At 44.0% G+C, this 15635-nt stretch carries 15 protein-coding genes; 2 read left to right on the top strand and 13 right to left on the bottom strand.

Features of this window, described 5'->3' with window-relative positions:
* Positions 1 to 77: 77 nt before the first annotated feature.
* Complete coding sequence (locus D6856_RS08090) at positions 78 to 1304, bottom strand: LL-diaminopimelate aminotransferase (protein ID WP_120656010.1); 1227 nt, start codon at positions 1302 to 1304, stop codon at positions 78 to 80.
* A 182-nt stretch (positions 1305 to 1486) separates the two neighbouring features.
* Here D6856_RS08090 and dapF point away from each other — a divergent pair, with 182 nt between their 5' ends.
* Positions 1487 to 2410 carry a diaminopimelate epimerase gene (gene dapF / locus D6856_RS08095; protein ID WP_120656011.1) on the top strand — a complete coding sequence of 308 codons (924 nt, stop codon included), beginning with the start codon at positions 1487 to 1489 and terminating at the stop codon, positions 2408 to 2410.
* A 40-nt stretch (positions 2411 to 2450) separates the two neighbouring features.
* Here dapF and D6856_RS08100 read toward each other — a convergent pair whose 3' ends face one another.
* From D6856_RS08100 to D6856_RS08150, 11 genes are all read right to left on the bottom strand, one after another.
* On the bottom strand, positions 2451 to 4169 hold the full coding sequence (locus D6856_RS08100; protein ID WP_120686485.1) for an LIC_10190 family membrane protein: 1719 nt from the start codon (positions 4167 to 4169) through the stop codon (positions 2451 to 2453).
* 24 nt (positions 4170 to 4193) lie between these two features.
* The gene (locus tag D6856_RS08105) at positions 4194 to 5051 is read right to left on the bottom strand and encodes a class I SAM-dependent DNA methyltransferase (RefSeq protein ID WP_120686486.1); all 858 of its coding nucleotides are present in this window, start codon (positions 5049 to 5051) and stop codon (positions 4194 to 4196) included.
* A 65-nt stretch (positions 5052 to 5116) separates the two neighbouring features.
* Positions 5117 to 5596 carry a COG2426 family protein gene (locus tag D6856_RS08110; protein ID WP_120686487.1) on the bottom strand — a complete coding sequence of 160 codons (480 nt, stop codon included), beginning with the start codon at positions 5594 to 5596 and terminating at the stop codon, positions 5117 to 5119.
* Between the two features lie 20 nt (positions 5597 to 5616).
* The gene (gene hisC / locus D6856_RS08115; protein WP_120686488.1) at positions 5617 to 6672 is read right to left on the bottom strand and encodes a histidinol-phosphate transaminase; all 1056 of its coding nucleotides are present in this window, start codon (positions 6670 to 6672) and stop codon (positions 5617 to 5619) included.
* A gap of 128 nt (positions 6673 to 6800) precedes the next feature.
* Positions 6801 to 7658: a coiled-coil domain-containing protein gene (locus tag D6856_RS08120; protein ID WP_120686489.1), complete on the bottom strand. Its 858-nt coding sequence runs from the start codon at positions 7656 to 7658 to the stop codon at positions 6801 to 6803.
* 48 nt (positions 7659 to 7706) lie between these two features.
* Complete coding sequence (locus D6856_RS08125) at positions 7707 to 8537, bottom strand: class B sortase (protein ID WP_158588874.1); 831 nt, start codon at positions 8535 to 8537, stop codon at positions 7707 to 7709.
* Positions 8512 to 9570 carry an LCP family protein gene (locus D6856_RS08130; protein ID WP_120686491.1) on the bottom strand — a complete coding sequence of 353 codons (1059 nt, stop codon included), beginning with the start codon at positions 9568 to 9570 and terminating at the stop codon, positions 8512 to 8514. Before D6856_RS08130 ends, D6856_RS08125 begins: the two co-directional genes overlap by 26 nt.
* The gene (locus D6856_RS08135) at positions 9571 to 10041 is read right to left on the bottom strand and encodes a hypothetical protein (RefSeq protein ID WP_120686492.1); all 471 of its coding nucleotides are present in this window, start codon (positions 10039 to 10041) and stop codon (positions 9571 to 9573) included.
* A 14-nt stretch (positions 10042 to 10055) separates the two neighbouring features.
* A complete protein-coding gene (locus D6856_RS08140) occupies positions 10056 to 10886 on the bottom strand; it encodes a polysaccharide biosynthesis tyrosine autokinase (RefSeq protein ID WP_120686493.1) in 831 nt (276 codons plus the stop codon).
* A gap of 30 nt (positions 10887 to 10916) precedes the next feature.
* Positions 10917 to 11633, bottom strand: a complete 717-nt coding sequence (locus tag D6856_RS08145; RefSeq protein WP_092243890.1) for a YveK family protein — start codon at positions 11631 to 11633, stop codon at positions 10917 to 10919.
* Between the two features lie 48 nt (positions 11634 to 11681).
* A complete protein-coding gene (locus tag D6856_RS08150; RefSeq protein ID WP_092243893.1) occupies positions 11682 to 12407 on the bottom strand; it encodes a CpsB/CapC family capsule biosynthesis tyrosine phosphatase in 726 nt (241 codons plus the stop codon).
* 186 nt (positions 12408 to 12593) lie between these two features.
* On the opposite strand from D6856_RS08150, the gene D6856_RS08155 reads away from it, so the two are divergent.
* Positions 12594 to 12773: a DUF4250 domain-containing protein gene (locus D6856_RS08155; protein ID WP_092243896.1), complete on the top strand. Its 180-nt coding sequence runs from the start codon at positions 12594 to 12596 to the stop codon at positions 12771 to 12773.
* A 137-nt stretch (positions 12774 to 12910) separates the two neighbouring features.
* Here the strand turns inward: D6856_RS08155 and clpB are convergent, their stop codons facing one another.
* Positions 12911 to 15505 carry an ATP-dependent chaperone ClpB gene (gene clpB, locus D6856_RS08160; RefSeq protein ID WP_120686494.1) on the bottom strand — a complete coding sequence of 865 codons (2595 nt, stop codon included), beginning with the start codon at positions 15503 to 15505 and terminating at the stop codon, positions 12911 to 12913.
* Positions 15506 to 15635: the final 130 nt, after the last annotated feature.

The raw sequence follows: 15635 nt of genomic DNA on the forward strand, positions 1-15635 counted from the left end.
ACTACATGAACAAGTACATAAAAAAGTCGCCCAGATCTCTCAAGGCGACTTTTGCTTTATAAATTATTCCGATAATATCAGAGCTTCTTGATTCTCTCAAGAGCTTCTACGCTGTTCTCGTAGCTTCCGAAAGCAGTAAGTCTGAAGTAGTGCTCTCCGCTGGGACCAAAGCCCGATCCGGGAGTTCCGACAACATTGGCGTTCTCAAGAAGATAATCAAAGAATTCCCAGCTTGTCATGTTATTGGGAGTGCGAAGCCATACGTAAGGCGAGTTGACACCGCCTGATACGTCATAGCCTGCGTCCTTAAGCCCGTTAAGGATATATGTTGCGTTCTTCATGTAGCGAGCGACCATATCTTTGATCTGAGCCTTACCTGCATCAGAGTAGCAAGCCTCGCCGGCTCTCTGTACGATGTAAGGAGCTCCGTTGTACTTGGTTCCGTGTCTTCTTGCCCAGAGGCTGTGCATCTGAACCTTTTTGCCCTCAAAATCAACTGTAAGATCATGAGGAATAATTGTTGCTCCGAGACGAAGTCCCGTGAATCCTGCATTCTTGGAAAAAGATCTGAGCTCGATAGCGCAGGTCTTGGCGCCCTCGCACTCATAGATCGAATGAGGAACGTTGTCCTCTGAAATATATGCTTCATAAGCTGCGTCGTAAATGATAACCGCGCCGACTTTGTTTGCATAGTCAACCCAAACCTGAAGCTGATCCTTGGTGATCGCACTTCCTGTAGGATTGTTGGGGAAGCAAAGATAAATGAGATCGGGTGTCTCTGTAGGAAGCTCGGGTGCAAAGCCGTTCTCAGCCGTGCAAGGCATGTAGATAACGTTGCTCCAGATTCCTGTGCTCTCATCGTAATCGCCTGTTCTTCCGGCCATTACATTAGAATCAACATAAACGGGATATACGGGATCGCATACGGCTATCTTAGCGTCTTTTGAAAAGATCTCCTGAATGTTTCCGGAATCACTCTTGGCACCGTCTGAAATAAAGATCTCATCATCTGCGATATCGCAGCCTCTGCTTCTGAAATCATTCTCAGCCATCGCATGACGAAGGAAATCATATCCGAGATCGGGCGCATAGCCTCTGAAAGTCTCGGCAACCGCCTGCTCGTCAACAGCCTTGTGAAGTGCCTCGATAACTGCGGGGCAAAGGGGCTGTGTAACATCTCCGATTCCGAGTCTTATTATCTTTTTATCCGGATTGGCTGCCTGATAAGCGTTAACCTTCTTGGCAATAGTGCTGAAAAGGTAGCTTCCGGGAAGTTTCAAGTAATCACTGTTGGGTCTAAACATTGAATCGTCCTCACTTTCATGCCATTTTTAAAAAAATTCTACTACTTTTTTGTATAATTGTATACATTTTTCTTCAAGCAAGCTATTATAAAAAATAACAAAATTAACTCAAGCTATAGCACCATAATCCAACAACTTTCGTATATAATAGTATCAAATAATAATCACGAGGTAGTAGTTGTATGAAATTCACGAAAATGCAGGGCTGCGGCAATGATTACGTCTATGTCGACGGCTCAAAGGAGGTTGTTCCTCAGAACAAGAAGCCATCAATCGTTCGCTTCCTTTCCGACAGACATTTCGGAATAGGTTCTGACGGGGTTATTTTCATTAACCCGGTAGATGACGAAGAGATCGACTTTGAGATGGAAATGTTCAACGCGGACGGTACCCGCTCAGAGATGTGCGGCAACGGTATCAGATGCGTAGCCAAGTATGTCTATGACAAACAGCTCACGGACAAACAGCAGCTTACTATCGTAAGCGCAGGCAAAAACAAGTACATCGATCTTAAGATCGGTGAAGATGAGCTTGTTGAATCGGTAAAGGTCAATATGGGGGCTCCGATTCTCGATGCAGCAAGCGTTCCCGTAACATTAACAGATGAGCAGCTCAGCAAGAACAACGTGAGATACGAAAGCCTTTCCGGAACATACGGAAGACTCGCTGTAAACGTTCCTGTTGAGGTCGCCGGAAAGACATGGAATGTAACCTGTGTATCAATGGGAAATCCGCACTGCGTAGTGTTCCTTCCCGAGGATGCCGATCTTTCAACATTCGATATCAATACGATTGGTCCTTTGTTTGAAAATCATCCTATGTTCCCCAACCGCACAAACACCGAATTCGTATCAATTGATGATATGAACAACGTTCGTATGCGTGTATGGGAAAGAGGAACAGGCGAAACTCTTGCTTGCGGAACAGGATGCTGCGCAACAACAGTTGCATGTATCTTAAATCTTTATACCGCAACAACTGTAAACGTCCATGTTCTCGGAGGCGTGATCAAATGCTCTTGGGATAAACGTCCTGATTCACCCGTTATTATGGAAGGTCCCGCAACAACAGTATTTGACGGTGAGATTGATATCAGTAAGTTTTAATTATAAAATAATTAAGTAAGCTAAAGGGCTTTAAAGCGAATCACTTCGCTTTAAAGCCCTCTTCTATTGTTTCTCCTATGAGCTCTGTTCTGTTTATCATATCCATGTAGCATGAACTCGGACAATGGTAGTAGCTGTTTACTCCGTCATCTTCATGCGCGGAATTATATACTATCACTCCGTTCATCTCAACTTCATCTGTATCATCGTCTTCAAAAGGTATCGGCACTACGTAGTAATTATCTTTCAAATGATCCGTAAATCGAGCGGCGTCAACTTTAAGATAGTGCACCGTCCAATTTCCGAAACAAATGATCGCTATCAAAGCAAAACCAAATCTAAGAAAGGCTTTTCCCCTGAAAATATTCTCGGCCAGATTCATGCATGCGCACAGCGGAAGCAGCATGAGAAACGCAAGTCCGTATCTGATAAACGGCGCGGTAAAAAACCACATCGCTATATTTATAAGCACGGTAATATAAAATATCGAAACGTCGGCGCGAAACTTTTTCTTTTTTAATAAAACAACGATCAGATTGATAAATACAGCGCCCGCTCCCACGACCTGAAAGAGAATAAGAAGCTTTTCAAAAAACTGCTGCCTATCCCACCATATGGGTACCCATGTTGAAAGACCGTAGCTCAGCTTCTCAAACATATCTCCGGGCTCATCCTGAAGACACCTTCCCCAAACCTTGATCTGCGCGGAATCATGTCTCATATACTCAGCCGGAATTTTCCAAATAACCTTAAAGAAATCGATAGCTTCAACAGGGTAAAAGAGCCATCCCGAGATTATCACGTTTCTGATCAGATACGGGAGGAATGCAAAAAAACCTATCGTTATATAAGACCATATTTCTTTTGTCGCTTTCTTTTTTACCAAAAGAATAAACGGAACGACCGCAAGCACCACAATAGCTGCCGCCGAAAGCTTCATGCTGACGGTAAAGATTGAAAGAACCGAAAGGTATCCGTATACGGAAATATCATCGGAATCGTCCGCCTTCTCGACCGAATGAGTTATCCAAGCACACATGATATAGAGCACCATGTACATCGTTCCGTAATCCGTCGCGGGCGATTGTAAATATTCAAGCGAGGTTATGCTGTAAATAATAATAGAAAGTCTTGCCATGTCACCGATGTGACTGTCTTTCGATGTTTTTTTCATAAGCCCGCATCCGGCATAGCAAGTGAAAAGAGTCATAAAAAAGCCCGTCATCGTATGAAGCGCAAACGGCAAAACAAAGCTCAGCGTAAACAGTGCGCAGAGCGGAAGATATGAACTGTTGTATGCAAAATGTAACTGGAAATTGCCAAGGCCTTTCAAGACTCCGTACTCTTCAAGTATACGGATAGCCTGGGCGTGATAGATCTGTGTGTCCTTATGGAACTGTCCGCGCGACGCAAAGTATGCGGATAAAAGCACAATAATGAGGCACACGAAGCCTTCTTTTGAATAGAATCTCTTTCTGATCGATATAAGAATCTTGCCGATCTGTCTGCGGTACTTGTACGCACCGAGTGACAATATCATGAGCATGATGATGTGGCAGATTGCTCCGATCTTATAAAAGATACTGAAAAACTCAGCATACACGGTGAGAGCGACAAGTCCCGAAACTATAATACCGGTGATGCCGATCTTCTCCGTCTTAGGAACGGGAATAAATTTCGAAAGAGCTTCTCTTACCGTTACTCCCGCAAAAAGACATATCATAAAAATGTATATGTAGCTGAGTATCACAATTACCATGTATTGTCCCTCATATATTTATGTTTAAAGCTGTTTGCCACACTCTCCGGCAACAATGTATATTCTCTCGCTCTCATCCGTCGGAGCTTCATGCGTGTCCGCGTCGATAGCTGTAATAAACATAAGCCCCGCTCTTTCAACAAAAGAGATCATCTCATCGAGCGTGTATCCCCTTTGATAATGCGTTTCAACGGATCGTTTGAACACATCTCCCTCGCCGCACTTTGCAAATATCGTAAGATCATATTCGTTGATATGCGCTTTATCGTGATAATAATTATCCCAGATAAAGCTGCAATCCTCGCGGTTCTCCGCTATCGTCACATCTCCGATAACATCTCTGTATTTGTGGAGCGTGTTGAAATCAAAGATAAAAACTCCTTTAGGAAAAAGAAAATTATTAACGAGTTTAAATGTCTCTATAACATCATCATCCGCAAGAAGATAATTGATGCTGTCGCACACACTTAAGATCGTGCCCGCGGTGCAGTAAAGATCAAGCTCTCTCATGTCCTGTTCAAGGTACATGATATCAAGCCCTTCCGCCTGAGTTTTCTTCCTTGCAATATCAAGCATATCGGAAGACATATCTATACCGATTATATCATAGCCGCGCTTCGCCATATTAATGGTAAAAGAGCCTGTTCCGCAGCCGAGTTCCGCAATGAGATTCTTCTCTTCTTCGAGCGCCTCTTCGGTGTTCTCCTCAGTGTTGTATGCTTCGTCGCCGGCACCGGATCCTGTGTCTTTGCCCGCATTTTTCGTAGGCTTTGTCACACCGTACTTATTCATCAATTCCACGACAAAATCACCCCATACTTCGTATGGGGTTTCATCCATGAATGTGTCGTATACATCGGCGAAATCGCTATATGCATCCATATCTCTTGCCTTTCAATAACTGCTCAGAACAAATTGCTCATAAGCATTACGATAATACATGATCATCAGGTTAAAATGCTTACTCCCAAAAGACTTGCCACAGTCACTATTATTCCTGCAAGCGCTACTCCAAGGATAACAGCAAATACACTTGACTTAAAATCCATATCAAGAATACTGGCTGCAAGAGTACCTGTCCATGCACCTGTTCCGGGAAGAGGGATTCCTACAAAGAGAAGAAGTGCAAGGAATAATCCTCTTCCTGCCTTTGCAGTAAGCTTCTGTCCACCCTTCTCTCCTTTTTCAAGGCAGAATCTAAAGAATCCTCCTATGATGGGCTTGTCTTTTCCCCATTCAAGAACCTTTCTTGCAAAGAAAAAGATAAAAGGAACAGGGATCATATTACCGATAGCAATAATAAGATATGCAAGATAAATATTGAATGACGGGTCATCCAAACTTATTTTGTGCGCAATCGGAATCGCACCTCTAAGCTCTACAAGAGGAACCATTGAACATAAAAAAACAATTAGATAATTCAACATAACCTATATAACTCCTTAAATCACTTATTCAAAAACTCTTTTAACTTGGATATAAGAATATCCATCTCCTCGTCCGTACCGATCGAAATTCTAAGATGATCATTGATCCTGGGCGCATCCCATCTTCTTACAAGAATATTGTTCTCCCTGAGGAAATCAAAGATCTCTTTGCCTGACTTCTCTTTGTGCTTTGCAAAGATGAAGTTGGTCTTGGAATCCGCAAACTCAAATCCAAGCTCACGAAGCTGTACCTTAATTCTTTCTCTCGTGTCAATAATCATGTTGACAGTCTTTTCAAAATAAGCCTTATCCTTGACCGCAAGAGCGCCGAGCTCAAGAGCGGGCATATTCATTGTGTATGAGTTAAAAGAGAACTTGGCATCCAAAAGGTACTTGATAATCTTCTTGCAACCAAAGGCATAGCCTATTCTCATACCTGCCATGGAACGTGACTTGGAGAAAGTCTGAACAACGAGCAGGTTATCATATTTATCAATAAGAGGAAGCACTGACTGTCCGCCGAAATCGGTGTAAGCTTCATCTACGATAACAACAACATCGGGATTCTTCTTAATAACCTCTTCCACTGCGTCAAGAGGAAGCTGAGCTCCCGTAGGCGCATTGGGATTGGCAAGAATTATTCCGCCGTTTGGAACGAAGTAATCCGAAGTCCTTACAGAGAAGTCATCCATAAGCGGAATCTGCTTGTAAGGTATCCTGTAAAGGTCCGCCCACACATCATAAAATGAATAGGTGATGTCAGGGAAAAGAATCGGCTTATCCGAATTGAAGAATGTAAGGACAGCCATTGATAATACATCGTCGGAACCTACTCCCACGAAAATCTTCTCTTTATCAACTTTGTAGAAATCCGCAAGTGCCTCAACCAACACGTCACATGTTGGATCCGGATACTTTCTGAACTGATCCACATCCATGTTCTTAAGCGCTTCCTGCACTGCAGGAGCAGGCGGATAGGGATTCTCGTTGGTATTGATCTTGATTATATTCTTAACTTTGGGCTGCTCACCCGGTGTATACGGAACAACCTTCCTGACGTTATCTTCCCAGCTCATTGTATTCTCCTCGCTGCCTCGTACACTTCATTCATGTACACAGCAACGCTATTATAACATAAAACCACAGAACTGTGCGTATACATTGAAAAAGCCACGCCTTTTGGCGTGGCTTTCAATTATTAATCTCAATGTGTTGCAGTTGCAACCGCTGCAACTCTTACGAAAGCGAGAGGTCCGTGCTGAGTAAGGTTTACGGTTACGTGGTTATCTGTAATGGATGTAACCATTACCTGAACCCAATTCTTGCCCTGAAGCTGGTATACTGCAATTGAGTCGTTTGCACTTACGCCGGTAACAGTGAAATTTACTACCGCTGTCTTAAACGAAACTCCGGGTGAGCTTGTTGTTACACAGTGAAGAAGTGTTCCGCCAATACTGTTTGCATACTTGTTTGCAGAACTCAGAACACCTGCTGTGGGAGCTGAAAGTGTAAATGTAACATTGCTCTTTCCGCCGTTGATCTGAACATGTCCGCCCTGAGCGATGTATCCGCCGTTTCCGTCACCGACTGCGTTATTTTTGCTAAGCACCTGCTCTCTTGAAGGAGTCTCTCTTCTCTTGGGAGCGGCTGTCGCATTATTATATTTTTCTTCGTATTTATTCTTTGCTTTAACAGCAGCGTCGAGACTCTTATTTGTTGATTCAAGCTGCTTTGTCAGTTGTGCTTTCTTCTGTTCGAGTTCTTTATTATCATTTGCGAGAGTGGTAAGTTTCTTACTAAGTTCCTCTTGCACTGATTTAAGCTCACCTATCTTCTGATTTAGTTCGGCTTTGTCCTTTTCAGCCTTTTCCCTATCAGCCTGAGCCTGTTCTTCTTGCTTTTTGAGCTTTTCTTCTAACCCCTTTATATCCGGGCTGGGATCCACGTCAGAATTAGCCTCCGTAACTGTATTCTCACCGGTAGTATCCTCTGCAGCAAAAACACATACGGAACTCGTCACCATAAGTGTACCTGCAACTGTTAGCGCCAGAATCTTTTTCATAATTTTTTGCCTCCGTTCTTTTATCTAAACAACATTATCCTTGTGTTACTATTCAGCCTGAATATTAATGTCGTCTTCATCTCCGTAATCAACTTCTCTGTCAATTTTCCCGGCTACGTCCCCCATCAGACATCCGATAACCACCATCTGCTTTCCCGGTTCATCGGTGCTGTCCGTAGTAAGCGTAATAAGGAAATGTTCGGGTTTAAGCCCCGTCTCGCAGCCATCCCTGATAATCTTAGAGTCATCTCCTTTTCTGTAGATCTCATTGATAAACTCCATACATCCGGAAGCATATGTGAAATCATACTGTGCAAGAAGCTTTGTATCATCACGGGTATAAGCGGCAATTATATAATATATAAGGGAGTTATCCTCCATATATACATGTACATACTCGTGCTCATCAAAATATTCTTTATCCAAAAAATTATTGAGCTGCGCAAATCCGGTTCCATCCTTAGGCGATGATCCGTAAATGACTTCATTAAAATCACACATGTCATTAAGATTTGCAGCCTCGATATGAATCGCCCCGTTTTCATCAGGCTCTTTGTACTCGTTATGACTTTTGTAAAAAGAATCATCACCTTCAGAATCCTGAAGAATGGGACAATTTATATCCGTCCCCGGAATGTACAGCCATGCAAAAGCATCCTCATTTAAGCTCTTGATGTCTTCAAATCCGGTTTTCTGCTCCGTCGGAAGAGTACTTTTTTCATAAGCGGTGTTACGTCCGGCATCTGTATCCTTCCGTGAACATCCGATAAGAAAAACTATCATCAGCGGTAAAAAGAATCCTTTTACGGCTATCATCTCTATTATTCTATATCGTCTTTTCGTATACATTTCATTAGCCTGCTTGATCAATTTTTTCATAAAAAACATCTATTATAGTCTCATAGAGGCTGGCATCATCAACTCTAAACTCCTCATACTTGCCATCCCTGGAAGTTTCACCGTCAATTGATATGATGTCATCCGCATTAAACGTATACGATACGAGATACGGAGCAAGATATGAAATCTCATCAGCGGATATATTCGTTACCATCTTACTTCCGATCGCCGTAAAAAGTTCCACTGCAGCATTATTATTTTCACTGCACTTAATTCTGGCAGCATTTATAAAAGCATTTATATACTGTTTCTGCCTTTCAAGCCTTGAGCTGTTTGAGCCCGATATGTGTATATCTCTGCTCTTTATGTAATGATATGCCGTCTTTCCCTCAAGATGAACTTCAGCGCCCTTTTTCAGTGTCTTATCAAACTTTGTGAGGTCCTCGAGAACAACAACATCAACTCCGCCAACCTGATCGTTTATCGTAGGAATCGCGCTCATATTTATAGCAGCATAGCCGTGAATCGGGAGCTGGTAAAAAAGACTGGACACCGCCTTCACCTGATATTCACAGGATTCTTCCATTCCGTCACCGAAACCGTGTTGCAGACAAACCTGTGCTTCTACCGTAGTCTGATATCTTCCGTATTCATCATAAACATCCACATCGGTCATTGTATTTCTGTTGATGCCTATAATGCTTATCTTCTGAGTGTGCGGGTTGAGAACAAGAAGAAACAGCGCATCTGCCTGTCCTCCTTCGCCTCCCTCAGATACCTTCGAGACAACTTCATCATCTTTGTCTATTCCCATTATTAAAAAAGTAATTATATCTTCATTGTAATCATATACATCACCGTTATATGTGATCCAGTCATCCTGCCATTCCGCGTTTGCGTTCGAAACAACATAGGGATCCTGCTGTCCCATCATCGGTGCCGATGTGGCCGATTTGGAACCCAGATTTGCTTTTCCCATTACTCTCATTATCTCAAATCCGACAAGTCCACCCGCAACAAACGTCATGAACACTGCCCAGATAATGAGAAAGACTTTTCCTTTTCCCCTCATTTACTGCTCCTGATCACCTGTAGAGGCGCCCTCTGCACTCGCGCCTTCAACAGCTCCTTCTCCTTTTGTTCCGTCCGGGACCATATTGGGAAAAAGAGGATCCTCCATAGTCTCAGATGAATCTCCGTTAAAATCTATATCTCTGATATCTGCGGGAAAAACACGTGACTGTTTGGCAACATTGCCGCTAAAGTCCGCTACCGCATAGTAAACAACCGCTGTCTCCGCGTCTCTGTTAAGAACAACCTTTTCAACAACGATCCTGTTAGTCATATCTCCGTCCTTGGAATCATAGGCGTTGACACCCTGTATCAGATCCTTGTCTGTTGTCTTGGAATCATAAACAAAACCAACCGCGGAAAATCTAAACTCAGGCGCAATTCTGTCGCTTCTTCCGTAAGCGATAACGATAAGCGCCGCAAGAACCCCGCTTAATATTGTAAAAAATATTCCGAGAATATTTCCTCTCACTTGTCTCCTCCAAATCAGTCTTTCCTCGTAACTCCTGCGAGGTAATTAAGCTCATCAAGATCATCATCGTCAAGTCCGATATCGGGTTCCGATGCCTTGGGTCTTGTCATTGAACTACTGTCACTGTCACCGCCGTTGCCATAATACTTGCCGTAATATTTACCATAGTACTTGCCGTAATAATGTCCGTAGTGACCGTAATAACCTTTACCGTTAAGATCGACCTTATTAAGCACAACGCCCAGCATCTTGGCTCCCGCTTTATCAAGCTGATCCTTGACTCTCTGAGCGAATCTGTAGCTGATAGCATTGTTCTCAACGACCATGATCGTGCCGTCGCACTGCTTGGCAACAACGGCCGCGTCAATAACGCTTCCGAGAGGAGGCGTATCTATGATCACATAATCAAATACCTGCTTCATATTCTCAAGGACCTTACTGAAGATCCTGCCACCCAAAAGCTCACTGGGGTTGGGAGGAACAGGTCCGCTGAATATTACATAAAGATTGGGTGTGTCGGTCTCGCAGATAACGCTGGAGAGTCTCTCTCTTCCCACAAGGCAATGTGTAAGTCCAAGCCTTACGGAGCCTGTCTTGTAACGTCCGACAAGAACTGACTTACGCATATCGGCGTCGACAAGTATCGTCTTTTTGCCAGCCTCTGCAAAAGCTCTCGCAAGAGCCATGGCAACCGTAGTCTTTCCTTCACCCGGAGTACAGCTCGTGACCGAGATAACCCGTACGTTCTGTCCGCTGAACTCAACGTTACTGCGAAGGGTCTTATATGCTTCTTTTACCTGATAATTATTTTCCGCCTGACTGAAATGAAGCTTCGCGCTCTGCATAGAATCTCCGTTTCTGTTTACCCAACAAATTTACTTTTTCTTAGATTTCTTTTTTCCCTGCTCTTCAAGAGAAAGCGGGATAAGGCCTATAGTGCTGAGTCCCAAGTATCTCTCGACATCATCGGAACTCTTGATCGTATCGTCGAGAAGGTATCCGAGCACAACAAAGAACGCAACAATGACCGCGCCCAAAAATCCCGAGATAACAGTCCATCTTCCGACTCTGGGACTTGCCTTCTTGGTCGGAACGTTAGCAGTCTCCGCAACATTGATGGCATCGATATCCATAACGTTGGTGATGTGCTCACTCGCAACTTCTCTGATACAGTTCGCGATCTTCATCGCCATCAAAGGATCCTCGTCCCTTGCGGTGATCGAAACGATACGCGTATCCGAAGGTGTATCGACTTTAAGAACGTCCGCGAGATCTTCATAGGTTATGTCCACGAGATTGAGTCTCTGCGCAACCTCTTCAAGCACGTATCTGCTCTTTATAAGCTCTGCGTAGTCCTGTGTGAGCTGCGTGGAAATCTGCACGTCCGAATAAGTAACGGTCTGATTTTCCTCTTTATTCAATATGTAAATCTTGGTGGTCGATTCATATGTGGGGTGAAGAACAAACTTACTGACAAAAAGACCTGCCAGCGCAAAAAACAGTCCGGCGCTGATGATCAAAAAAGCTCTTCCCAATATGACAGACAAAAGCTCGCCAAGATTAATTTCAATTATGTCTTCTTTTCTGTCCATGCTCCTCCATGCTTGCCGCGCATCAGGCCTACGCAGTGCCGCTCTAAGCTATATTATCCGGCCTCGGATGACACTCATAGGGTTCTCATAAAAAATCCTGTCCGCATAATCCTTGCCGTATTTTCTCTGAATATATGATCTGCAATCGGCCATGTACGGTGCTCTTCTCTTGGTATCATGAGCATCCGTAGCGACAAAATGCACCAGCCTGTTCTTGAGAAGTTTTTTTACAAAAAGCTTTATTCCAAAACCGTACTTACCCATAACGGATAAGGCGTTCACCTGAATATAACAGCCTTTGTTTATAAGCTCTTCCACATAAGCAGGGTGTGACACTATATCGCTGTATCTCTCAACATGCGCTATTATCGGAATAAAACCGGCGCCCTGAATCTGATAGACCGCATTGCTTATAGCTCTGTATGGATTGGTGGGATGAAACTCTACAAGAACATACTCTGAATCTGCGAGTGTACATATCATTCCTTCTTCGAGTTGTCTCTGTGTCTCATCGCTGTAATATATTTCATTTCCGGAATACAATCTGATGTCGATGCCGGCGCTCCTTACCGCTTCATTAAGCCTCTTGGTATAGATCTTGTTGCGCTCGACACTCACGTTGTGATGCAGTGGCTTATGGTGAGGCGTAAGAATAACGTCCGTGATGCCTTCCCTTGCTGCTATCTCCAGCATCTTTAAACTTGTATCCATATCCCGAGAGCCATCGTCAACTCCCGGCATTATGTGACAGTGTATATCTACAGATGCTTGCATTTCATTCTCTCTTTGCTATTTTTAGGCAATAACTCACATTTATTATACACCTTAAAAATGAGCCGTTTCAATATGATGTGGTAATAAAAAAACATTCCCAACATCTTGGGTTTTGGGGTATAATGATTTTATGATTTAAAAAAAGAGGCGGAGAGGTTCGCTTATCACACTCCCGGAGGTGGAAAGATGCCGGAAGATCCGATCATGTTATTCAGTTTTCTGAACATGAAGCTAAGAGACATGTATAGCAGCCTGGATGCGCTTGCCGACGATATGGACATAAGCGCACAGGAGCTTGAGAATATTATAAAAAAGTTGTCAGACGCAGGTTTTACGTATGACGAGAAAAGAAATCAATTCGTTTGAGAATTCTTTTCACCTAAACACGAAGCACTTTAAACCAACATAAACCCAAAAACGGGAAATCCCAAGAGCATTTAAGCTTACCCTCTATAAGCTGCCCTTGGGATTTTTCGTTTTTCCGGTATTTCGCGAGCGTTTTTTTATGCTCTGCTGCTCTTTGCTACGAGTTCTCCGTTCTCCACGCCGAACTCTATCGTATCGTGCGGCTGAACCTTATCTTCAAGAATAAGTCTCGCCGACAATGTCTCTACATACTTCTGAATATATCTCTTAAGCGGTCTAGCGCCGTAGATCGGATCGTACGCGTTGTCTATAACGTAGTCCTTTACTTCCTGTGAAAGCTTTATCGAGATCTCTCTGTCCGCAAGTCTCTTGTTAAGGTCATCTATGATAAGCTCGATGATTCCGCCGATGTTATCTTTTGTAAGAGGCTTGAACATGATGATCTCATCAAGTCTGTTGAGGAACTCGGGTCTAAAGTGTGCTCTAAGATCCTCCATTGTCTCTTTCTCGGCTTCCTCGCTGATACTTCCGTCACTACTTATTCCGTCGAGCAGGTACTGCGCACCGATATTGGAAGTCATGATAAGGATCGTGTTCTTAAAGTCTACGGTTCTTCCCTGAGAATCCGTGATACGTCCGTCGTCAAGCACCTGTAACAGGATGTTGAAGACATCGGGATGTGCCTTTTCAATCTCATCAAAAAGAACTACCGCATAAGGTTTTCTTCTTACGGCTTCCGTAAGCTGTCCGCCCTCCTCATAGCCCACGTATCCGGGAGGTGCTCCGATAAGGCGGGATACGCTGTACTTCTCCATGTACTCACTCATATCGATACGGACAATATTGTTCTCATCGTCAAAAAGAGACTGTGCAAGGCTCTTTGCAAGCTCTGTCTTTCCGACACCTGTGGGTCCGAGGAACAGGAATGAACCTATAGGTTTTCTCGGATCCTTGATTCCCGCTTTCGATCTCATGATCGCTTCGGATACTTTTGTAACCGCATCGTCCTGACCCACAACTCTTCCGTGGAGCTCGTCTGCAAGGTGAAGCGTCTTGTTTCTCTCGCTCTCAGTAAGCTTATTTACGGGAATTCCGGTCCATCTGCTGATGATACCCGCGATCTCTTCATCTGAAACTCGCTCATGAACAAGAGTTGTGTCGGCTTCTTTCTTGTGAGCAGCTTCCTCGGCTTCCTCAAGCTCTTTTTTAAGAGCAGGAAGTTTGCCGTACTGAAGCTCTCCGGCTTTCTCATAATCACCGTTTCTCTGCGCGATGGCGATCTCCGAATTTATGGTATCTATCTGCTCACGCATTGCCGCAAGCTTATCAACCGCCTGCTTCTCGTTCTCCCACTGAGCTTTTCTGGTATCAAAGTCTTCCTTGAGATTGGCAAGCTCTTTTTGCAGGTTGGATAATCTCTCTTTACTGAGGCTGTCGTCCTCTTTCTTAAGAGCTGCCTCCTCGATCTGCATCTGCATAATCTTACGATTGAGCTCATCGAGCTCCGCCGGCATCGAATCCATCTCGGTCTTTATAAGCGCGCACGCCTCATCAACAAGGTCAATCGCCTTATCGGGAAGGAAACGATCGGAAATATATCTGTTTGACAAAACCGCTGCACTTACAAGCGCACTGTCCATGATCTTAACGCCGTGGAAAACTTCGTATCTTTCTTTTAAACCTCTAAGGATACTGATGGTATCTTCAACCGTAGGTTCATCAACCATTACAGGCTGGAAACGTCTCTCAAGCGCTGCGTCTTTTTCTATGTACTGTCTGTACTCGTTGAGCGTTGTTGCACCGATGCAGTGGAGCTCTCCTCTTGCGAGCATGGGCTTAAGCATGTTGCCCGCATCCATTGCGCCGTCTGTCTTTCCGGCACCGACTATCAGATGAAGCTCATCGATGAAAAGAATTATCTCACCGTCCGAACCTTTTACGTCTTCAAGAACGGCTTTTAGTCTTTCTTCAAACTCGCCTCTGTACTTGGCTCCCGCTACGAGAGCGCCCATGTCGAGTGAAAATATCTTTTTATCCTTAAGAGCAGAAGGCACGTCTCCACTTGCAATTCTCTGCGCAAGTGCCTCAACAACCGCGGTCTTACCGACACCGGGCTCACCGATGAGCACAGGATTGTTCTTGCTCTTTCTGGAAAGAATCCTTATAACGTTTCTGATCTCGGTATCACGTCCGATAACGGGATCAAGCTTCTGGTTCTTGGCCTTCTCGACAAGCTCTGTTCCGTATTTGGAAAGCGTATCGTAAGTAGCCTCGGGGTTATCCGTCGTCACGTTCCTGTTACCTCTGACCTCGGAAAGCACCTGAAGGAATCTGTTCCTGTCGATACCGAACTGAGCAAAGATCTCTTTTACCTCTTTATTGGCATGCTTAATAAGCGCAAGGAAGAGGTGCTCCACGGAAACGTACGCATCGCCGAGTGCCTTGGCCTCATCCTCCGCAGACAAAAGAGCTTTATTAAGCTGCGCTCCGATGTAAGGCTGGCCGCCCTGAACCTTGGTTCTCTTGCCGATTCCTTGCTCGATTCTTGTTAAAAAAGAACCTGTATCAACGCCCATTTTCTCTACAAGCTTAGAGATAAGGCTATCTTCTATTGTCATAAGAGCGTAGAGCAGGTGCTCTTGTTCAATCTCCTGATTGCCGTATTCAACGGCGATCTTCTCGCATCCGCTCACAGCCTCTATGGACTTTTGTGTGAACTTCTGTATATTCATAATTTCCTCCTCAAAAGATGAATATGCGCTTGTTCCGCCTTTTTTGCACACAGACGAAACTTAATTCTATTTGTTCTACTACAACTATAACACGATTATTTTAAATGTCAACACATAAAAAAGCAGACCG

This window comes from Butyrivibrio sp. XB500-5, from assembly GCF_003625505.1.
GTDB lineage: Bacteria > Bacillota > Clostridia > Lachnospirales > Lachnospiraceae > Butyrivibrio.

Excerpts from the sequence above, each read along its gene's own strand:
- D6856_RS08100 (WP_120686485.1), bottom strand. The coding sequence starts at position 4,169 with ATGGTAATTGTGATACTCAGCTACATATACATTTTTATGATATGTCTT.
- D6856_RS08125 (WP_158588874.1), bottom strand. The coding sequence starts at position 8,537 with ATGAAAAAATTGATCAAGCAGGCTAATGAAATGTATACGAAAAGACGA.
- D6856_RS08155 (WP_092243896.1), top strand. The coding sequence starts at position 12,594 with ATGCCGGAAGATCCGATCATGTTATTCAGTTTTCTGAACATGAAGCTA.
- D6856_RS08105 (WP_120686486.1), bottom strand. The coding sequence starts at position 5,051 with ATGGATGCATATAGCGATTTCGCCGATGTATACGACACATTCATGGAT.
- clpB (WP_120686494.1), bottom strand. The coding sequence starts at position 15,505 with ATGAATATACAGAAGTTCACACAAAAGTCCATAGAGGCTGTGAGCGGA.
- D6856_RS08150 (WP_092243893.1), bottom strand. The coding sequence starts at position 12,407 with ATGCAAGCATCTGTAGATATACACTGTCACATAATGCCGGGAGTTGAC.
- D6856_RS08110 (WP_120686487.1), bottom strand. The coding sequence starts at position 5,596 with ATGTTGAATTATCTAATTGTTTTTTTATGTTCAATGGTTCCTCTTGTA.
- D6856_RS08140 (WP_120686493.1), bottom strand. The coding sequence starts at position 10,886 with ATGCAGAGCGCGAAGCTTCATTTCAGTCAGGCGGAAAATAATTATCAG.
- D6856_RS08130 (WP_120686491.1), bottom strand. The coding sequence starts at position 9,570 with ATGAGGGGAAAAGGAAAAGTCTTTCTCATTATCTGGGCAGTGTTCATG.
- D6856_RS08090 (WP_120656010.1), bottom strand. The coding sequence starts at position 1,304 with ATGTTTAGACCCAACAGTGATTACTTGAAACTTCCCGGAAGCTACCTT.
- hisC (WP_120686488.1), bottom strand. The coding sequence starts at position 6,672 with ATGAGCTGGGAAGATAACGTCAGGAAGGTTGTTCCGTATACACCGGGT.
- dapF (WP_120656011.1), top strand. The coding sequence starts at position 1,487 with ATGAAATTCACGAAAATGCAGGGCTGCGGCAATGATTACGTCTATGTC.
- D6856_RS08120 (WP_120686489.1), bottom strand. The coding sequence starts at position 7,658 with ATGAAAAAGATTCTGGCGCTAACAGTTGCAGGTACACTTATGGTGACG.
- D6856_RS08145 (WP_092243890.1), bottom strand. The coding sequence starts at position 11,633 with ATGGACAGAAAAGAAGACATAATTGAAATTAATCTTGGCGAGCTTTTG.